The organism is Mesorhizobium sp. M4B.F.Ca.ET.214.01.1.1, assembly GCF_004791545.1.
GTDB lineage: Bacteria > Pseudomonadota > Alphaproteobacteria > Rhizobiales > Rhizobiaceae > Mesorhizobium > Mesorhizobium abyssinicae.
The window spans coordinates 23,740-41,452 of sequence record NZ_SRUX01000007.1 but is presented as its reverse complement, the minus strand read 5'-3'; the positions used below and the strand labels follow the sequence as shown (position 1 = coordinate 41,452).

15 protein-coding genes are annotated in these 17,713 nt (G+C 61.6%); 7 read left to right on the top strand and 8 right to left on the bottom strand.

Annotated features, from left to right (window positions below; all coding sequences use genetic code 11):
• Nucleotides 1-8 precede the first annotated feature (8 nt).
• From EN857_RS15315 to EN857_RS36185, 7 genes are all read left to right on the top strand, one after another.
• Nucleotides 9-1,643: a choline dehydrogenase gene (locus EN857_RS15315; protein WP_127309001.1), complete on the top strand. Its 1,635-nt coding sequence runs from the start codon at nt 9-11 to the stop codon at nt 1,641-1,643.
• 211 nt (nt 1,644-1,854) lie between these two features.
• Nucleotides 1,855-2,733, top strand: coding sequence for a dihydrodipicolinate synthase family protein (locus tag EN857_RS15310; RefSeq protein WP_127309002.1), 879 nt, complete (start codon nt 1,855-1,857; stop codon nt 2,731-2,733).
• Between the two features lie 133 nt (nt 2,734-2,866).
• Nucleotides 2,867-3,898, top strand: coding sequence for a proline racemase family protein (locus tag EN857_RS15305; RefSeq protein WP_127309003.1), 1,032 nt, complete (start codon nt 2,867-2,869; stop codon nt 3,896-3,898).
• A 35-nt stretch (nt 3,899-3,933) separates the two neighbouring features.
• Nucleotides 3,934-5,427 (top strand): aldehyde dehydrogenase, encoded by a 1,494-nt coding sequence (locus EN857_RS15300; RefSeq protein WP_127309004.1) that lies wholly within the window; start codon nt 3,934-3,936, stop codon nt 5,425-5,427.
• Between the two features lie 102 nt (nt 5,428-5,529).
• The gene (locus EN857_RS15295) at nt 5,530-5,781 is read left to right on the top strand and encodes a hypothetical protein (RefSeq protein ID WP_127309005.1); all 252 of its coding nucleotides are present in this window, start codon (nt 5,530-5,532) and stop codon (nt 5,779-5,781) included.
• Complete coding sequence (locus EN857_RS15290) at nt 5,781-6,617, top strand: inositol monophosphatase family protein (protein ID WP_128346545.1); 837 nt, start codon at nt 5,781-5,783, stop codon at nt 6,615-6,617. Before EN857_RS15295 ends, EN857_RS15290 begins: the two co-directional genes overlap by 1 nt.
• Nucleotides 6,618-6,639: 22 nt before the next feature.
• On the top strand, nt 6,640-6,771 hold the full coding sequence (locus tag EN857_RS36185) for a hypothetical protein (protein WP_281015743.1): 132 nt from the start codon (nt 6,640-6,642) through the stop codon (nt 6,769-6,771).
• 63 nt (nt 6,772-6,834) lie between these two features.
• On the opposite strand, the gene EN857_RS15285 is transcribed toward EN857_RS36185, so the two are convergent.
• From EN857_RS15285 to ggt, 8 genes are all read right to left on the bottom strand, one after another.
• Nucleotides 6,835-7,863, bottom strand: coding sequence for an Ldh family oxidoreductase (locus EN857_RS15285; protein WP_128346544.1), 1,029 nt, complete (start codon nt 7,861-7,863; stop codon nt 6,835-6,837).
• A gap of 154 nt (nt 7,864-8,017) precedes the next feature.
• Nucleotides 8,018-9,151: an alanine racemase gene (gene alr / locus EN857_RS15280; RefSeq protein WP_245511328.1), complete on the bottom strand. Its 1,134-nt coding sequence runs from the start codon at nt 9,149-9,151 to the stop codon at nt 8,018-8,020.
• A gap of 179 nt (nt 9,152-9,330) precedes the next feature.
• The gene (locus tag EN857_RS15275; protein ID WP_127308652.1) at nt 9,331-9,546 is read right to left on the bottom strand and encodes a hypothetical protein; all 216 of its coding nucleotides are present in this window, start codon (nt 9,544-9,546) and stop codon (nt 9,331-9,333) included.
• Between the two features lie 196 nt (nt 9,547-9,742).
• The gene (locus EN857_RS15270) at nt 9,743-10,909 is read right to left on the bottom strand and encodes an MFS transporter (RefSeq protein WP_187331423.1); all 1,167 of its coding nucleotides are present in this window, start codon (nt 10,907-10,909) and stop codon (nt 9,743-9,745) included.
• 432 nt (nt 10,910-11,341) lie between these two features.
• Nucleotides 11,342-12,370 carry a Gfo/Idh/MocA family oxidoreductase gene (locus EN857_RS15265; protein WP_127308654.1) on the bottom strand — a complete coding sequence of 343 codons (1,029 nt, stop codon included), beginning with the start codon at nt 12,368-12,370 and terminating at the stop codon, nt 11,342-11,344.
• Nucleotides 12,371-13,508: 1,138 nt separating this feature from the next.
• A complete protein-coding gene (locus EN857_RS15260) occupies nt 13,509-14,513 on the bottom strand; it encodes a 2-dehydropantoate 2-reductase (protein WP_128346540.1) in 1,005 nt (334 codons plus the stop codon).
• 2 nt (nt 14,514-14,515) lie between these two features.
• Nucleotides 14,516-16,042, bottom strand: coding sequence for an acyl--CoA ligase (locus EN857_RS15255; RefSeq protein ID WP_127308656.1), 1,527 nt, complete (start codon nt 16,040-16,042; stop codon nt 14,516-14,518).
• Between the two features lie 67 nt (nt 16,043-16,109).
• Nucleotides 16,110-17,696, bottom strand: a complete 1,587-nt coding sequence (gene ggt / locus EN857_RS15250) for a gamma-glutamyltransferase (protein ID WP_127308657.1) — start codon at nt 17,694-17,696, stop codon at nt 16,110-16,112.
• Nucleotides 17,697-17,713 lie beyond the last annotated feature (17 nt).

Sequence of the window (17,713 nt, the reverse complement as noted above, 5' to 3'; positions counted from 1 at the left end):
GACCCTCGGTGGTAGACAAGAAGACGTTCGATTACATCGTCATCGGCTCCGGCTCGGCAGGTTCGGTAATCGCTTCTCGCCTCGCCGAAGACCCTTCCACGACTGTTCTTCTTTTGGAAGCAGGGCCATCGGATCAGCATATCTACATCCGCATGCCGGCGGCCCTCGGCTTCCCGTTGATGAACGACCGCTTTAACTGGTTCTACAATTCGGAGCCGGAACCACATCTGCAGGGACGGATCGTTCATGAGGCGAGGGGGCGGGTGCTTGGCGGCTCGTCCTCCATCAATGGCATGAATTGGGTCCGCGGCAATCCCTGGGACTATGACAATTGGGCAGGCATCGGAGCAGGCGGGTGGTCGTATGCGGAATGCCTGCCTTATTTCAAGAAAGCCGAGACATTCGACAAGGGAGCGAACGCTTATCGCGGCGGGGCAGGGCCGATGCAGATCGAAACCTGCAAGGCGGAAAATCCCCTCTATCACGCCTTCCTCAACGCCGGGGTGGAGAGCGGGCTGAAGCATGTTGCCGATCACAATGCGTATCAGCAGGAAGGTGTTCACATCACCCAGCGCAACGTCCATGACGGCATTCGCTGGAGCACCTCGCAGGGCTATATCCATGCGCAGCCCCGCAAACCCAATCTCACCGTGCTGACCGGCGCAAGGGTCACGGGCATCGAGACAAGCAACAAGCGCGTCGTGCGGGTTGCGGTTACCACCAAATCCGGTGCTCAGCAGTTCGAGCCGGAGCGTGAGACCATTTTGTGCGGCGGTGCCCTCAACTCGCCGCAGCTCCTGCTTCTTTCAGGCATCGGTCCGGCCGAGGATCTCAAAAACGCCGGCATAGCCGTTAAGCATCATCTGCCGGGCGTCGGCCGCGGGCTGAAGGATCACGTCGCCGCGCCGGTGATGTATCGCGCGACCAAAGACGTTTCGGCCGCGAAGGACCTGTCCACCTTTGGCAAGGCCAAGATTGGCCTGCAGTGGCTGCTGTTCAAGAAGGGGCTCGGCGCGACCAATTTCTTCGAGGTGGGCACGTTCATGCGCACGCGCGACGAAGAGGCCATACCCAATGTGCAGTTCGAGTTCGTCCCGATGCTTGGTGAATTCCAGCATGGCAACGTCAAGCTCGAGAACGGTTTTCAGTACTTCCTCAGCCTCATGCGCCCCAAAAGCGAGGGACGCGTCTGGGTGGAGACGGCGGATCCGACGGCTGCGCCAAAGTTCGTGTTCAACTACCTGCAGCATCCCGACGACATGGTGCAGGCGGTCCAGGCCGTTAAGGCAATTCGCAGCGTAGTCCGCCAGCAGGCCTGGGACGAATTCCGGGGCGTGGAGGAAATGCCTGGATACTCGGTCGCGACCGACGATGACATCGCCAATTGGCTGCGCGGCATTGCCGGCACAAACTACCACCCATGCTGCACCTGCCGAATGGGCGACGGCGACGACGCGGTCGTCGACAAGGACGCAAAAGTGCACGGCATTGAAGGTCTCAGAGTTGTTGATGCCTCGATCATGCCCGAGATCGTCAGCGGTAATCTCAATGCCCCGGTTATCATGATGGCGGAAAAGGTCGCGGACGCCATCCGAGGCCGCGTCGCTTTGCCTGCGGATCTACAGCCGTATCACACCGCTTGAAGACAGTCAGGGATGCAATGTCGAGGACGCTTGATATCTATCGTGAAAACGATTACATAAATCAAAACTCGTGTGGCGAAATATTGCAGCAGAAAAATTTCAATGAAAGAGAGTGTATAGGCGAATTAATATTTGAAACGTCAGCTGACGCCATCGTTTCTGGCCAAGGTATTCGTTGAAAACTCGAACAAATCCGATCTCGAAAAGGAGCATGGACGTGAGTGAACTAAAAGGAATCTGTGTGCCGATCTGCACGCCATTCAAGGACAATGGCGCGGCCCTCGATGAGGGCGCGCTGGGCGCAAACATCGATACGCTGATCGATGCGGGCATTCATATCATCGCGGTCAACGGCGGAACGGGCGAATTCCCGTTCCTGACTGAAAGCGAGAAGCGGCGCATAGCGGAGGTTGCCGGCAAGCGCATCAACGGTCGCGCCAAGCTGATCGTCCAGACATCGGCCTTGCGCACTGAAGACGCCATCGAAAATTCGAAGCATGCTCGCGACGCCGGCGCCGACACATTGCTCATCCTGCCGCCCTTCTTCGAGGGGCCGGGCGAGCCAGGCGTTCGCTACCACTACGAACAGGTATCCAGCGCCGTGAACACTCCGATCATGGTCTACAATATTCCTCAGTACACCGGTTTCGACATCACGCCTGACGTCTACAAGCGCTTCAGCGAGATCGATACCGTCAAGTACATCAAGGACAGCACCTCCAACATGATGCGCATCGACCAGCTGTCGGCACAGGGTGCGAAGGTGTTCAACGGCTGCGACTATCTGAACTTCTACAGCCTGCTGAGCGGCGCGCCGGGTGTTTTCACTGGTTCCGGCAACGCGGTTCCGGAGCAGCTCGTGCGGCTCTACGATCTGGTTCAGAGCAAGAACCTGGCCGAAGCGACCGCGCTGTGGCTCAAGCTGCGTCCCCTGTCGCTGCTGCTCTGGACCGCCCCCTTCAATCCAGTCGCCAAGGCAGCAAGCACCAAGACGGGGCGCCCTGTCGGCGAGTGCCGCCTCCCGGTTATCCCCTTGACCGCTGAGGAGGTTAAACTGGTTGACAAGGCGCTTGCAGCGGCAGCTGCCTGACGCGATCCGGTCGTCCCCGGGGCTTCGTTGCCCTGGGTATCCGGCTGCTGCAACTGGTCCTGGACATTCGTTCTTCCTCGTCCAGCATCGGATTGCACGATTTCATGGCCGGCCTGGCAGAAAGGATTGAGGAATGCGGTTGTCGCGGATGATCAACGTCGTGGGCGCTCACGCCGAGGGCGAGCCGAACGACGTCATTACAGGCGGTGTCATCGATGTTCCCGGCAAGACCATGTTCGAGAAGGCACGATGGCTGGAGACCAAAGGCGATGACCTTAGAGCCTTTCTCCTGCATGAACCTCGCGGCAAGGTCACGCTCTGCACCAACCTGGTTCTGCCCTCGTCTCACCCTGACGCTCAGATGGGTTACGTCATCATCGAACCGACCTCCTATCCGCCGATGTCGGGCACGAACACCATATGCACGGTGACCGTGCTCCTGGAGACCGGGATCATTCCGATGCAGGAGCCTGTCACCAACCTGACGCTTGAGGCGCCAGCCGGCCTGATCGAGGTCGAAGCGCGGTGCCGGGACGGAAAGTGCGAAAGCGTCAAGTTCAGGAACCAGCCGTCCTTTGTCATGCACCGAGACCGGATGATCGAGGTCGAAGGCATAGGATCGCTTCGCGTCGACGTTTCCTACGGGGGGATGATCTACGTGATCGTCGACGCCCAGGATTGCGGCTTCGAGATCGAGCCGTCCGAAGCGCGCGATCTTTCGGATGTCGGCGAAAAAATCAAGCGGGCGGCGGCCGAGCAACTGCCATCCGTGCACCCCGAAAACCCAGAGATACACACAATCAACCAGACGCTTTTCGCCGGTCCGCTCGCGGTAAGCGACGGGATCAAGACATCCAGGAACGGGGTCATCGTCTCGCCAGGCAGACTGGACCGCTCGCCTTGCGGGACCGGCACCTGTGCACGACTGGCGCTGCTCCATGCACGCGGTGAAGTCGCTGCCGGCGAACAATTCATCCATGAGTCGATCATCGGCACAAAATTCGTCGGCGAGATATTCGAGAGCACCCGGATCGGAGGTCTCGACGCCGTGTCTGTCGCCATCACCGGACGGGCCTGGATCACAGGCTTCCATCAGTTCGTGCTCGACCCGAGCGATCCGTTTCCGAGGGGCTACACACTTTCCGATACCTGGCCCGGTGCCTGACCAATATCCATCAATGCCATTTGCAGGAGTTCAAGATGAACGTGCACGCAGACTTCCACGCCCAAGCCGAAAAGCTGAAATTCGAAACACGGGCCTTTATTGACGGTGCCTATGTGGCGGCAAAATCGGGGGAGACGTTCGAAACCGTCAATCCTGCCACCGGCAGGCTCCTTGCCAATGTCGCCGCCGGCGGCGCTGCGGACGTCGACCTTGCGGTCAGGGCCGCACGCCGCAGTTTCGAGGCCGGCAGTTGGTCGGGCATGCCGCCGCGGGAGCGCAAGAAAGTCCTGCTGCGCTTTGCCGATCTGATCGAAAAGCACAGCGCCGAACTCGCGCTCATCGAAACGCTCGATTGCGGCAAGCCGATCAACGATTCCCTCAGTGTCGACTTGCCCGACTCCGTCGAGACGCTCCGCTGGCATGCGGAGGCGACGGACAAGATCTATGATCAGATGTCGCCGGCGCCGCGTGACGTCGTGTCGATGATCGTGCGCGAGCCGATCGGCATCGTCGGTGGCGTCATTCCCTGGAACTTCCCTCTGTTCGTCGCGATGTGGAAGTTGGCGCCCGCCCTGGCGGGAGGAAATTCCCTCGTCCTGAAGCCGGCCGAACAGACGTCTTTGTCGCTGATCAGGCTGGCGGCACTGGCATCCGAGGCAGGCATTCCGGACGGCGTCTTCAACGTCGTCCCGGGTCTGGGGCCGACTGCCGGCCAGGCGATCGGCCTGCACAGGGATATCGACTGCGTGAGCTTCACGGGCTCTGGCGAGGTCGGTCGGCTCTTCCTGAAATATTCTGCCGATTCCAACATGAAGAGGATCATCCTCGAGTGCGGCGGCAAGAGCCCGGCAATCGTCATGAGCGACGTCAAGAACTTCGCCCCTATCGTCGAGAATGTCGCGACGGGTATTCTTTTTTGCCAGGGCGAGAACTGCTCGGCCGGTTCCCGCCTCATCGTCCACGAGAGCATCAAGGACCGCCTCCTTGATGAGCTGAAGCCGGTGTTCGAGTCCTGGACGGTCGGCGACCCGCTCGAGCGCTCGACGCGCATCGGTGCGATGATCGAGGAGGATCATCTCGCCAAGGTCTTGTCCTACATCGAAACGGGACGCAATGAAGGCGCCAAGGTAGCATTGGGGGGAAATCGTGTGCTGGCCGAAACAGGTGGCAGCTTCGTTGAGCCGACGATCTTTGATGGTGTTTCCAACACCATGAAGATTGCCCGTGAAGAGATCTTCGGGCCTGTCCTGTCGGTGATCTCGTTCAAGGACGAGGCCGAAGCGGTTCGCATTGCGAACGACACCAACTACGGCCTTGCCGCTTCCCTCTACACCGACGATCTCAACACGGCGCATCGCGTCGCCAAGTCGATCCGCGCCGGCACCGTCTCGGTGAACTGCTATTCAGAAGGCGACTTCGCCGTGCCCTTCGGCGGGTACAAGGAATCGGGCTTCGGCGGCAAGGACAAGGGCCTCGCTGCGCACGACCAATACACCGAAACCAAGGCGGTGTGGATCCAACTGCGCTGATGGCATCCGGTGGCCGGCCCTCTCGGCCCGGCCATCGGCCCTTCGCGGGAGATCGGCGCGCCCGCAGGCTTGCGGGCGCCCTGTTGGATTTGAGGGAAGTCAATGACATCTGTTGCAGTGCTTAGGGAAGAACAGCTGAGCGCCCTGCGATTGACGGCTGCCGGCAGACCGCGGCGAACCGCCAATCCGTTCTCCGGCGTCGGCCCTATCACCGATCTCACCCTGGACGAAGTCGGCGCGCGGCCGCTGCGTTTCGAGTTCGAAGCTTGGCTCTACTTGGGTTTCGCGAAGACGAACCAGATGGCGTTCGGGCTAGGCGGTGGCCACAGGATATTCCAGCAGGGCGCCTTCTGATGGCCAGGCAGGCCTCACTCCCCAAGCTTAGTGTTGCTTCCCAACGGGACGGGGATCTGCTGCCCACCTTCGAATTTTTCCGCAAACTCACGGACGCGGCTGCTGCGGAGGTGATGCCGAGGTTTCGCAAGAGGTTGGCCGTCGAAGCCGAGGTCAAACCCGGCCTGCAATACGATCCGGTCATGGAAGCCGACCGAAATGCTGAAAGGGCTATCTGCGACATCATATCGGCCGAGTATCCGATGCACGCGATATTGGGCGAGGAGCTCAGCCCGTCGGGATCCGGGCCGCTCAAATGGGTGATTGACCCGATCAACGGGATGAAACCCTACCTATGCGGGCTTCCGGTCTGGGGAACTCTGATAGGCTTCACCGTCGATGGCCGCTCCGCAATGGGAATGATGAACCAGCCCCATACCGGGGAATGCTTCTGGTCCGATGGTACGAAATCGGTCTGCCATTCGGCCCATGGCGAGACCGTTTTGAGGGCGAGCGGCACTCAACGTCTTTCCGACGCGATATGCCACACGAATTCTCCAGAACCCTTCGCGCGCCGTCCGGGGCGAGGATTTGCCCGGCTCGCGTCGTCGGTCAAATTCACTCGCTACGGTGGCGAATGCTACGCGTTCGCCATGCTCGCCGCCGGCCAGATCGACCTTTGCGTCGAGCTCGCCCTGACAGCCTATGACGTCGTTGCGCTTATTCCGCTCATTGAGGCCGCCGGTGGTGTCGTCACTCGCTTCGACGGCGGTCGCCCGGAGCGGGGCGGCAACGTCCTGGCCTCGGCAAACGCCGTCCTGCACGAGGCTGCGCTGCGGATGCTCAACGACATCTGAACCCTTGCCGAGGGTATCTTGAATGGACAGCAAGAACGAGATCGAGCGAAAGGACGAGGATAACGCTGCCGAGCGACGAGCCCGTTTCTGGGGCTGGTTTTGGATGGCGGTCGCAACAGCGGCCATGTACCTTCTGGTCTGGGTAACCCGTTGAAGCGAAGAGTCGTCACCCACCGTCAACGCCGCAATCCAATCACGCATTCGCGCTTTGCGTCTGTCAAAGGGCCTGTAATTGCTTCCATGTCTCTGCCTCGATGGCGATGCCGCGCTCGGCCGCCAATTTGCGGGCGGCGAGCCTACGTTCACCTGGAAGGCGCGTCTGCCCGGCTTCGGCCATCGCCTCGACCAATTCCTCGATCCGCCCTGTGAACATTCTCAGGGAGCCATTTCCTTTCGTCGGGTCGATCAGGATGATGGTTTGACCGGTATGAGCGGAGTCGGCCCCGGGATAGGCCGACGAATTGACCTGATGGGAGAAGTTGCTGCCTGTCAGCGCTCCGCCAAGGATGTCGATCATCATGGCGATGGAGGATCCCTTGTGTCCGCCGAAAGGCAGCAGCGCACCCCCGTCAAGTATAGCCTGCGGGCTGCTGGTTGGCAGGCCCGAGGCGTCCAGGCCCGTTCCTTCGGGGAGCAGCTTGTTTTCAAGCGCCGCAACCTTCACTTCGCCATGAGCCATTGCTGCCGTCGCCTGATCGAACAGGAGAACCTGGCCATCTGCGCGCGGCACGGCGAAGGCCATCGGATTGGTTCCGTAGAGCCGCTTGTGACCGCCGTGAGGGACGACATAAGTGACACTGTTGACGACACTGAGGGCGATCAGTCCCGCCTCCGCGAATGGCTCGACATCCAGCCAGAGCGGACCGTTATGATGGGCATTGCCGATGGCGAGCACACAGGCGCCGGCCGATCGCGTCTTGTCGATGGCCTGCGGCATGGCCGCTTCCAGCGCCGGTCTGGCATAGCCATTGCCGGCGTCGGCACGAAGGAAAGCGGTTCCGGCGTCCTGGATTTGCGGAACGGCGCGGCCGTCGACGAAGCCGCTCTTGAGATTGCTCACATAGCCCGCCATCCGGAACAAGCCATGGCTTCGCGAGCCGTCGCGTTCGGCGCTCGCGCAATTCGTCGCCAGGGCTCGGGCGACGCTGTCGGACGTCCCGTGGCGCAGCATGATAGCTTCCAGCATGGCGATGAGCTCGGGCAGGCTGAGATAAATGGCTGGCTCATGCGACAAGGATGCGGTCATGACAAATCACGCGCTTCAACAGAGCGACGCGCCTCCCTGCGTGGCTCGCCTATCGGGGCCGCCAACGGCTGCATTGCAATGTCCGTTGGCGGCAGAGTGCCTCGCGTAGGTTGGGGGCGGGCCTGTGCTTCAGCACTCAACGCCATGGCGCGCGCTATTCGTTGACGTAACGCCGCGCACAGCCATGGCCGAGTGAAATCAAGATTTCATGCTCGATCGTTCCGCAGGCCTTCGCCAGATCGTGGTCACGAACATGGGGTCCGAGGATTTCGGCCGGACTGCCTGGTACCAGCGCCCAGTCAGGAACCCCCGAAACGTCGACGGTCAGGAGATCCATGGAAATGCGTCCGACAACCTGGGCGGCAAAACCCGCAACGGAGACGGCAGCGCGGCTTGAGCCGGCCCGGGAATAGCCGTTCGCGTATCCGATCGCGACCGTCGCGATCTTGGCTTGCTCGGTCAGGCGGTAGGTCGAGCTGTAGCCGACAGGGGCACCGCGCTTCATCGTCTTGACCTGAATGATCGGCGCGACTACGCGAGCTGGCTGCAACATGGGATTTGGGCGCCCTGTCAGCGGGTTGATCCCGAATGTCGCCTTGCCGGGCCGGACCATGTCGAACGCGTAGTCCGCGCCCAGATAGGTGCCAGCCGAATTGGCAAGCGACATTTTCGCGATGGGAAGCCCGCTCACCGCGCTCAGGAATGCCCCGCGCTGGAATTCGCACCTGTCGAAATCGAGGTCATCGGCTGCCGAAAGGTGCGACATGTAGAGGATAGGCGGGATCCGCGACAGGAGCGGCAAGTTCTGGCGAAGCCACGCGACGTCATCGGCCAGCAGTCCGAGCCGGTTCATTCCCGTGTCGAAATGGATGATCGAGGCGAGAGGACGCTCCACCCCGACCGCAACCTTTTCCCATTCCTCGATCTGATTGCGACTGTTCAGGACGGGTACTAGGTTCGCGCCGACAAATGCCTCCCTTTCTTCGGGCAGGAAGCCGCCGAGCACGCAAATCTCTGCTTCTTGAAGAGCGACTCGCAGCGTCACGCCGTCATTGGCCGTTGCCACGAAAAACGTCCTGGCGCCCGCTTGCCTCAGCGCCAGCGCGCTCGGGATCATGCCATGGCCGTAGGCGTCGCCCTTCACGACGGCAGCGCAATCGGCCCCGCCCGCCATGGCGTTCAGTCGCCTGTAATTTCCCCGCACTGCCTCTAGGTCGACGATCATCTCAGCCTGATGGATCAGACTGAGATTTCCTCCGGCGGAGGACAAGGGATGACTTACGGTCATGATCGGCACCCGTGTTTCCAAAGAAGCTGCGTCAGTAAACGTTTACATAATTAACTCAAGGGCTATCCTGCTTTTTTGGCCAAATCCGGAAAGGCGTACCGCGGGTCGTGCGTTCCTAAGGGCAATCAGGTTCGACGGGCACGGCAATGCCCGTCACGAGATCGCAGCACGCTTTGAGTTTAGTTCAGCAGGATCGACAGGTAATGCTCCGCCGCCTTGGACTGCGCCTGGGCGATCATACCGCGCTGAACACTCTGGTCCGCCAGCATCGCCATCACGGCCGGGCTAAGTTTTGCAAACATTAGAAGCGCGAGAAGAGGGATGCAAAATTTCGCTATCTGCAGGAACACATTGCGCGTGTGATTATGCATGGCGCGCCCTTGAGGGGTTTTCACTTGATGCCTCTCGATCACAAGCCGCTAGGTGCCGACGGCGTCACTTGAAGAGTGGTAAACGTTTACAGATAACTGTCAATGGGTCTCGGACGATACGAGGCCGGCTCGATCAAAAGATACCGTTGCCGCGAGTAGGTCGGAGGCGACAGCCACTTACTTGAAGAAACAGCGGTCGAGTGTAAGGGGTCTCCGCAGTTCAGAAGCGATTGGCGACGCGGACGAAAGCCGTTCCGGCAAGCAGGAACATCCCGGCCAGCAGCAAGTAAATGTTGGCTAAGGAGGTTGCCTCGGCGAGGGTGCCGAAGCTGGGTGCCGCGGCCAGGGCGACTATGTAACCCGTCGCGAAGACGACCACTATGTTTGACGCATCGCCGCGTCGTCCCGCCATGCTCAATAGTGTGGGAAAGATATTCGATACGCCGATGCCCAACAGGACAAACCCGAATAGCGCCACAGGCACCATCTTGGCAGAGGCGACAATCGAGAGACCGACGATCACGAGGCCTGTCGAGATTGCAAGAAGTTGCTTCTCGCCCACGAGCGTTCTGAAGCGATCGCCAGCCAATCGACAGATTGCCATGGCGCTTGCGAACGCCGCATAGCCGAGTCCAGAGAAGCTGAAATCGAGCGCAAAATGGCCAGTTAGGAAGAGGGGACCCCAGTCACGGACCGCTGCGTCTGTCGACATGCACACACCGGCAAGCAGGCCTGCAACAACTAGCAGCCACTTTGGGCTGATTGGCCGGGCTGCCGTAGCGCCCTCACTTGGCCTTGCAGCGAGAAGCTTGCTCTGGTTTGCCACGAAGAGACTCGAGAGTAATAGCGCGGCTATTAGCGCACCCAACGAGCTCCCCGCAAATTTGACAAGCAGGCCCCCCGAGGCGGCACCTGTAAGCCCGCCAAGGCTCCACATAGCGTGGAATGTCGACATGAGGGCCTTTTGGGATAAGCGCTCTGCCTCGACCGCCTGCGCATTCATGGCGACGTCCATGAAATTGCCCGCAAGTCCCAGCATCAGCAGGACCAGGGGGAACAGGTTTGGGGCATTCGTGAACGAGGCCAACACGACCGTCGCCAGGAGAAGGGGCGCCGACACTCGAACCACTTGTTTGCTGCCGAAACGCGTGATGAGAGACCGGCTCGCCAGCATGGCGAATAGTGAGCCCGCGACAATCATGAACAGCGACCAGCCGAACTGACTGTCTGGTATCGAGAGGCGCGCCTTGATTGTCGGCACAAGTGAAGACCAGGTGCCGAATATGCAGCCATGCAGGAAGAAAATGGAGAAAATAGCCGTGCGGCTCTTGCGGTCGTCTATTGAGGGCCAGGCAGGTTGATCTGCGAAGCGCTTCGGAATTTCCAACACCGTTTGGTTCTCCACTGGCGCCTTGCGCCTCGGTCAATGCCACCCGACGGCATGCCGGGCTCGGTCCAACGCATGCCGACTGGCCTGTCTCTTCTATGAGGCGAAAACCTTTGAATACACGCAGAGAACCCCTGCTAGGAGCACCTGATGGTCAGCTCACCGCACTCATCTTACATCGCGGCAGCTACAGGGCGATTTCGCAGGTAAAGCTTTGCATTCGCAATCTGACGCACGGGAGACGTCTTTCTAAGAGAAAGTAGATGTCGACCCTGCAGCGCAGTAGAATGCGGGTCTACCCGGTTCTAGTAACCTGAAGGGTTCACGTCATCAGCGAGCCGCTCAATGCGGCTGAAGATCCCTAGCGCATCGGAATATCCGCTGGATTCAAAATGGAGCGGTTCGACCGGAACCGCTCCTCGTGAATGAACCTCAGACCTGCACCGAGCGGCCGGTCTTTGCCGCTTCGCGTGCGGCCACGGCAAATTTCAAAGATTTCAAACCGTCGCGACCTGTTACCGTTGGTGAGCCATTGCCAGCCATGGCTGCATTGAAGTCACGGACAACCTTGTCGTAGGCATTCACATGGTCGATCTGCTCTTCGACCTGTTCGCCATTCTTGCGCACGAACACACGTCCACCACCACGCTGGAGCAGAACGTCGTCCGCAAAAACGGAAGCCTTTGTGCCAAAGAGCTCAACCGTCGTTCTAGCGTGATCAATAGCAAAGCTCTCGGTAATCTGAACAATTGTGCCGGTCTTCATTCGTGCGACGATCGCGACCGTATCCTCGACTTCCTTCGACGTTATCCCATTGTTGGCGGTCATCGCTACGACCTCCTGCGCCTCCGTGCCCAGGACGTAGTGCAAAAGGTCTGCGTCATGCACGGTAAGATCAAAGAACACGCCGGCTCCGGCGGTCACGGAATCGGTTCTCCAGCCGCGATTGGCGACCGGAAGCAGCACACCGAACGTCATGCGGGCCGCGACCAGTGCGCCCAGTTCACCATTCTTCACCAAATCGTGGAGCCTGATGTGGGTCGCCATGTTCCGCAGATGGTGATTGATGCCCAAAACGCGTTTGTGCGTTTCGGCGGCCGCAACCATGGCTTCGGCCTCGGCGATTGTCATTGCCATTGGCTTCTCGCCGAGCACATGTTTGCCCGCCACGATTGCCGCAATCGCATCGGGGGCATGCTTTTCATTGGTGTTGCTTATATAAACGGCGTCGACATCCGAGCGAAGCAGCGCTTCGATGGTATCGTAGACCTGCGGGATGCCGTTTCGCTCGGCGTAGGCGCGTCCACGGGCCGTATCGGAGGAGAACACTGCGGCGACCTCGCTGTTCGGAGCGCTGTTGATGGCCGGTATCAGCCACTCCTCGGCAATCCGGCTGGCGCCGACCAGTCCCCATTTGTAAATTTTGCTCATCGATTTCTTCCTGCTGGAATTCATGGTCATGGAGGGGGCTCATTCCAAGCTGACACACGAGGGCCCTCAAGCCCCCTGCAGAATGGAGAGACGAAACTCCGATTGCGCTCAGCCGATCCGCGGCTACCGGTTGCTATCGGCGGCGATTAGTTTCGTGACGATTTGGCTCGGAACGCGTGTGGCGCCCTTCTGGCAAGCATTTCTTCAGTGCGCCCTTTTTGACGAACGGCTTGGGTGCTTGATAGAGGTGGACGAAGAGCGCCTTCTCGCTCGGGCCTCTTCACCGCGCTTATCTTTACATCGGCGGGGTCCCACGGCGATTTCGCAGACAGAGCTTTGCATTCGCGATTTGACGCACAGGAAACGCCACTTTGAGATGAGAGTTCGCGGAAATCAGGTATCGCGCCGGCTATCAGTGCCGCAATGTAGGAAAAACACGGCGATATTAATTAGATGGGTGACAATCAAGTGGGCATCATTCCAGTTCGCGGCCCGCACAGGTAAGGCGTTCCTGTCTTTAAAGCGGTCTCGTAACTACGCGGAACGATACGGGAAGTTTTTCGATTATGGCCCACGAAAAACTCGTTTAAACATGTCCTCCGGGGCCACCAGAAGATCAATTTAAGTTATTGATCTTGCTGTGTATTTCCGAGGCTGTCCACAACGCGGACTCGAACCCCCTCTTTCTGACAATAAACTACCCAGGCGATTTTCCTTACCATCTCAGAATCGCTTGAGCCGATCGCATTGTTCCGAGGGTGGGCGGCGAGAGCGCTACTGTGTTTCCCTCCATTCGGAAACGCCGCGATATTGTCTAAGGGGCTGAGCCCTGTCTCGAAGCTTCAAAAGACCGGGGAACGGCCCCGAAGCCGACGTACGTTTTCCATGACACGAACGGCTGCAATGCGCCTGAAGTTGGCCATTGAACTTGTCATGGGCCGCCGTCCAGAAGCAGACATTCGAGCGGCTGGCCGCAGTGGCACCTCCGCGCCCAACAGCGGCCATCCTCCCCTTGCTGGTGCAACCGCTACTAGTTACAAGCTCGGAGCAGCGTGGACAGGCTGCTACACGCATTACACGGGCTACGGTCTCGAACTCGGTGCGGGGCTTATTTGGCGAAGCGGCTTCGGAATTCGGTAGCGACGGAAACTCCAAAATTGGTTTCAAATTAGCCAGTCTGCTTTCGGCCAACTGCGGAATAGCAGCCGCGCTCCACCGCCAGCCGCTTCAGCAGCGCCGACACCGCGTCGATCACCGGTGTCGGCCGGGCCGTCAGCCGGCCGAGTTCCTGAACGGCGGTCACCAGCGCGTCGATTTCCATCGGGCGGCCGCGCTCCAGGTCCTGCAGCATCGAGGTCTTGTGCTCGCCGACGTCGCCGGCGCCCTTGATGCGGCGGTCGACGGCGATCGGAAAGCGCACGCCGAGGCTTTCGCCGATCGCCTGCGCCTCCAGCATCATGGTGCGGGCGAGCGCGCGGGTGCCGTCGTCGGCGACGATCGCCGCCAGCGTCGAGCCGGTCAGCGCCGATATCGGGTTGAAGGACAGGTTGCCCCACAGCTTCACCCAGATTTCGCTGCGGATGTCGTCGCGCACCGGCGCCTGCAGCCCGGCCTTGACCATTTCCTCGGCCAGCTGTGTGACGCGCTCGCTCTTCTCGCCGGAGGGTTCGCCGAGCGAAAAGCGCCTGCCCTCGACATGGCGGATGAGGCCGGGCGCGTCGACCTCGACGGCGGGATAGACGACCGAGCCGATGACGCGCTGCGGTCCGATCCGCTGCCAGATGGCGCCGCTTGGGTCGACACCGTCGAGCCTTGTGCCTTCGAGCGGGCCGCTTAGCCTGTGAAAATACCACCACGGCACGCCATTCTGCATGGTGACGACCGCGGTGTCCGTGCCCAGCAGCGGCCCGATCTGGTCGAGCGCCGTGGTCAGCGAATGGGCCTTCAACGCCAGCACCACATAATCCTGCACGCCGAGCTCTTCGGCCTTCGCCGCGGCTTTGACCGGCGCCACCGTCTCCGCGCCGTCCTCGATCAGGCGCAGCCCGCCCGCGCGGATCGCGTCGAGATGCGCGCCGCGCGCGACGATCGACAGATCGGTGCGGCCGGCAATGGCCAGCTTGGCGGCGAGATAGCCGCCGATGGCGCCGGCGCCGAAAATGGTGATCTTCATTGTCACAGCCCGAGCTTGGCGGCGAGCCCGATGCGCTGCAGTTTGCCGGTCGCCCCCTTGGGGATCTCGTCCAGGATCAGGATCTTGCGCGGCACCTTGAAGTCGGCTAGCCGCGTCGCAGCGTGGGCGCGGATATCGCTCTCTGAGGCGCTCATGCCTTCCCGCAGCACCACGGCCGCCGCCACCTCTTCGCCGAGCTTGTCATGCGGCATGGCGAAGGTCACCACCTGCACCACCGCCGGGTGGTCCATCAGCACGTCGTCTACCTCTAGCGGCGAAATCTTCTCGCCGCCACGGTTGATGATCTCCTTCAGCCTTCCGGTGACCCTGAGATAGCCATCCTCGTCGAGCACGCCCTGGTCACCGGTGTGGAACCAGCCATGCGCGAAGGCCGTCGCGTTGGCATCGGGGTTCTTTTCGTAGCCCAATGTGACATTGGGGCCGCGAATGACGATTTCGCCGGTCTCGCCGGCCTGCATCAGCCGGCCGTCGAGCGCCATGACGGCCACTTCGGGTCCGCCGGCGGCGCCGACGCTGCCCGGCTTGCGCAGGCCTGGCGGCAGCCGGTTCGAGGCCATCTGGTGCGCTGCCTCGGTCATGCCATAGGCTTCGATGACCGGGCAGCCGAAGGTCGCCTCGAGTTCGGCCATCACCTGCGCCGGCAGCGATGCCGAGGACGAGCGGATGAAGCGCAGCGAGGCCGCCGCCAGCACGTCCGGATTGCGCGCCGCGCGCGGCAGGATCGCCTGGTGCATGGTCGGCACGGCCGTGTACCAGCTAGGCCTGGCGTCGCTCAGCCACTGGAAGAAGCGCAGCGCGTTGAAGCCCGGCGTGCAGTAGATGCTGCCGCCGGCGGCGAGCGACGACAGCACTGCCGCGATGAGCCCGTGGATGTGAAACAGCGGCATGATGTTGAGGCAGCGGTCGTCGGCGCTCAGGCCGAGCGTCGCGCCGATATGGCGGGCGGAGGCCGCGACATTGGCATGGCTGAGCGGCACCAGCTTGGGGCGCGAGGTGGTGCCCGACGTGTGCAGCAACAGCGCGATGTCGTCGTCGCGCGCCATGTCGGGCGCCGCCTGCGGCCCCACTGACGGGCCCTCGATGACGAAGCTGCCGGCAGGGGCGCCGGCCGGCACGACCAGCCGCAGCACGGCGATGCCCAGACGCTCGGCCACCGTCACCGCCGGGCCACTCTCGTCGGCGGAGACGAGGATCGCCTTGGCGCCGATGTCGGTCAGGTAGAAATCGAGTTCGTCCGCCCGGTAGGCCGGATTGAGCGGCGCCGTCGAGGCGCTTGCCGCCACCGCGACGAAGCTCGTCGCCATCTCCGGCCCGTTCGGCAGCACGATCGCCACCCGGTCGCCCCGGCGGATGCCGCGCGCATGCAGCGCCGCCGCCGTGGCGCCTATCAGCTGGCGCAATCCGCCATGGGTGAGGGTGGGCCGGTCAGGCGCCAGGATCGCCGGCGCGTCATCGGCTCCGGAGGCGAGCGGGCGTGAAAGCCCTTGCGAATTTGCGTTGCTGGTCATGGTCACCGACTATCGTTCCAATCCGTCAAAATCCAGCCGCGACACACAGATGTGATGCCGCCGGCTCTCAATATCCCAACGCCATCCCGTCCTTGCGCGGGTCGGAGGCGCCGGTCAGCGTGCCCTTTTCCCAGTCGATCAGCACTGCCTGGCCGCCGCCAAGCGGGTGATGCGGTTCGACGATGCGATGGCCGCGCTTGCGCAAGCCCTTGATCGCCTCGTCGGGAACGTTGCGCTCAGCCTCCACGACGTCATCGTTGTAAAACACACGCGGCGCATCCATCGCCTGCTGTGGATCCATGCCGAAGTCGATCATGTTGGTCAAAAAATGCACATGGCCGAAAGGCTGGTAGCCGCCGCCCATGACGCCGAACGGCATCACCACGCGGCCATTCCGGGTCGCCATTCCGGGCATGATTGTGTGCATCGGCCGCTTGCCGGGCGCGATCGCATTGGGATGCCAGGGCTCGAGCCGGAAGCTCGAGCCACGGTTCTGCAGCACCACGCCGGTCTTCGGGCTGACCACGCCGCTGCCAAACGAATAATAGGTCGAGTTGATGAAGGAGACCGCGTTGCGGTCGCGATCGACCACGGTGATGTAGACCGTGTCGCTGCCCGGCAGGTCCAGCTTCGGCAGATGCGTCATCGCCCGCTCGGGGTCGATCTCGGCGCGCAGCCTGTCGGCATAGGCGGCGGACAAGAGCTGCTTGACCGGCACAGGGACCTGGTCCTGGTCGCCCACAAAACGGTCGCGGTCCTGGTAGGCCAGCCGCCCCGCCTCGATTTCCAGATGCAGCCGCTCGGCGCCATTGGGATCGAGCCCGCCAAGCTTGAAGCCGGACAGCACATTCAGCATTAGAAGCGCGGTCAGCCCCTGGTTGTTCGGCGGCATCTGGTGGAAGTCGTAGCCGCCGTAGGAGGTGCTGACCGGTGCCACATAGTCGCCTTTGGTCGCCGCGAAATCCTCTTGGCTATGCAGCCCGCCCAATTCCTTGAGCCGGCGCACCATATCGTCGGCGACAGCACCCTCGTAGAAGCCGGCGCGGCCCTGCTTGGTGATGATGCGCAAGGTAGCGGCGAGTTCCGGCTGGCGGTGGACGTCGCCGGCCCTCGGCGCCTTGCCGCCGGGCAGGAAGATGCGCGCGGCATGTTCGTCCGCGGCAAGGTCGATCTCCGGGTCCGCCCAGTCGAAGGCGACGCGGTCGTGCACGACATAGCCGTTCTCGGCATAATGAATGGCCGGCGCCAGCACCTCGGCGAGGTCCTTGCTGCCATGGTCCTCGAGCAGCCGGCACCAGGCATCGATGGCGCCCGGCACCGTCACTGCATGCGGTCCCTGTTTGGGAAGCTCGCTGAAACCCCTGTCCAGGTACCAGTCGACGGTCGCGGCCGCCGGCGCGCGGCCGGAGCCGTTGAAGGCCAGCACGTCACCTTGTCCCGCCGGGCAGTAGAGCACGAAACAATCGCCGCCTATGCCGGTCGATTGCGGCTCGACCACGGCCTGCACGGCGGCGGCGCAGACCGCCGCGTCCATGGCATTGCCGCCGGCGCGCAGCATCTCGATCGCCGCGAGCGTCGACAGCGGGTGCGATGTCGCGGCGACCGCTTCGCTGGCACGAACCGGCGAGCGGCCGGGAAACTGGAAATCACGCATTCTGTCTCTGTATCCCT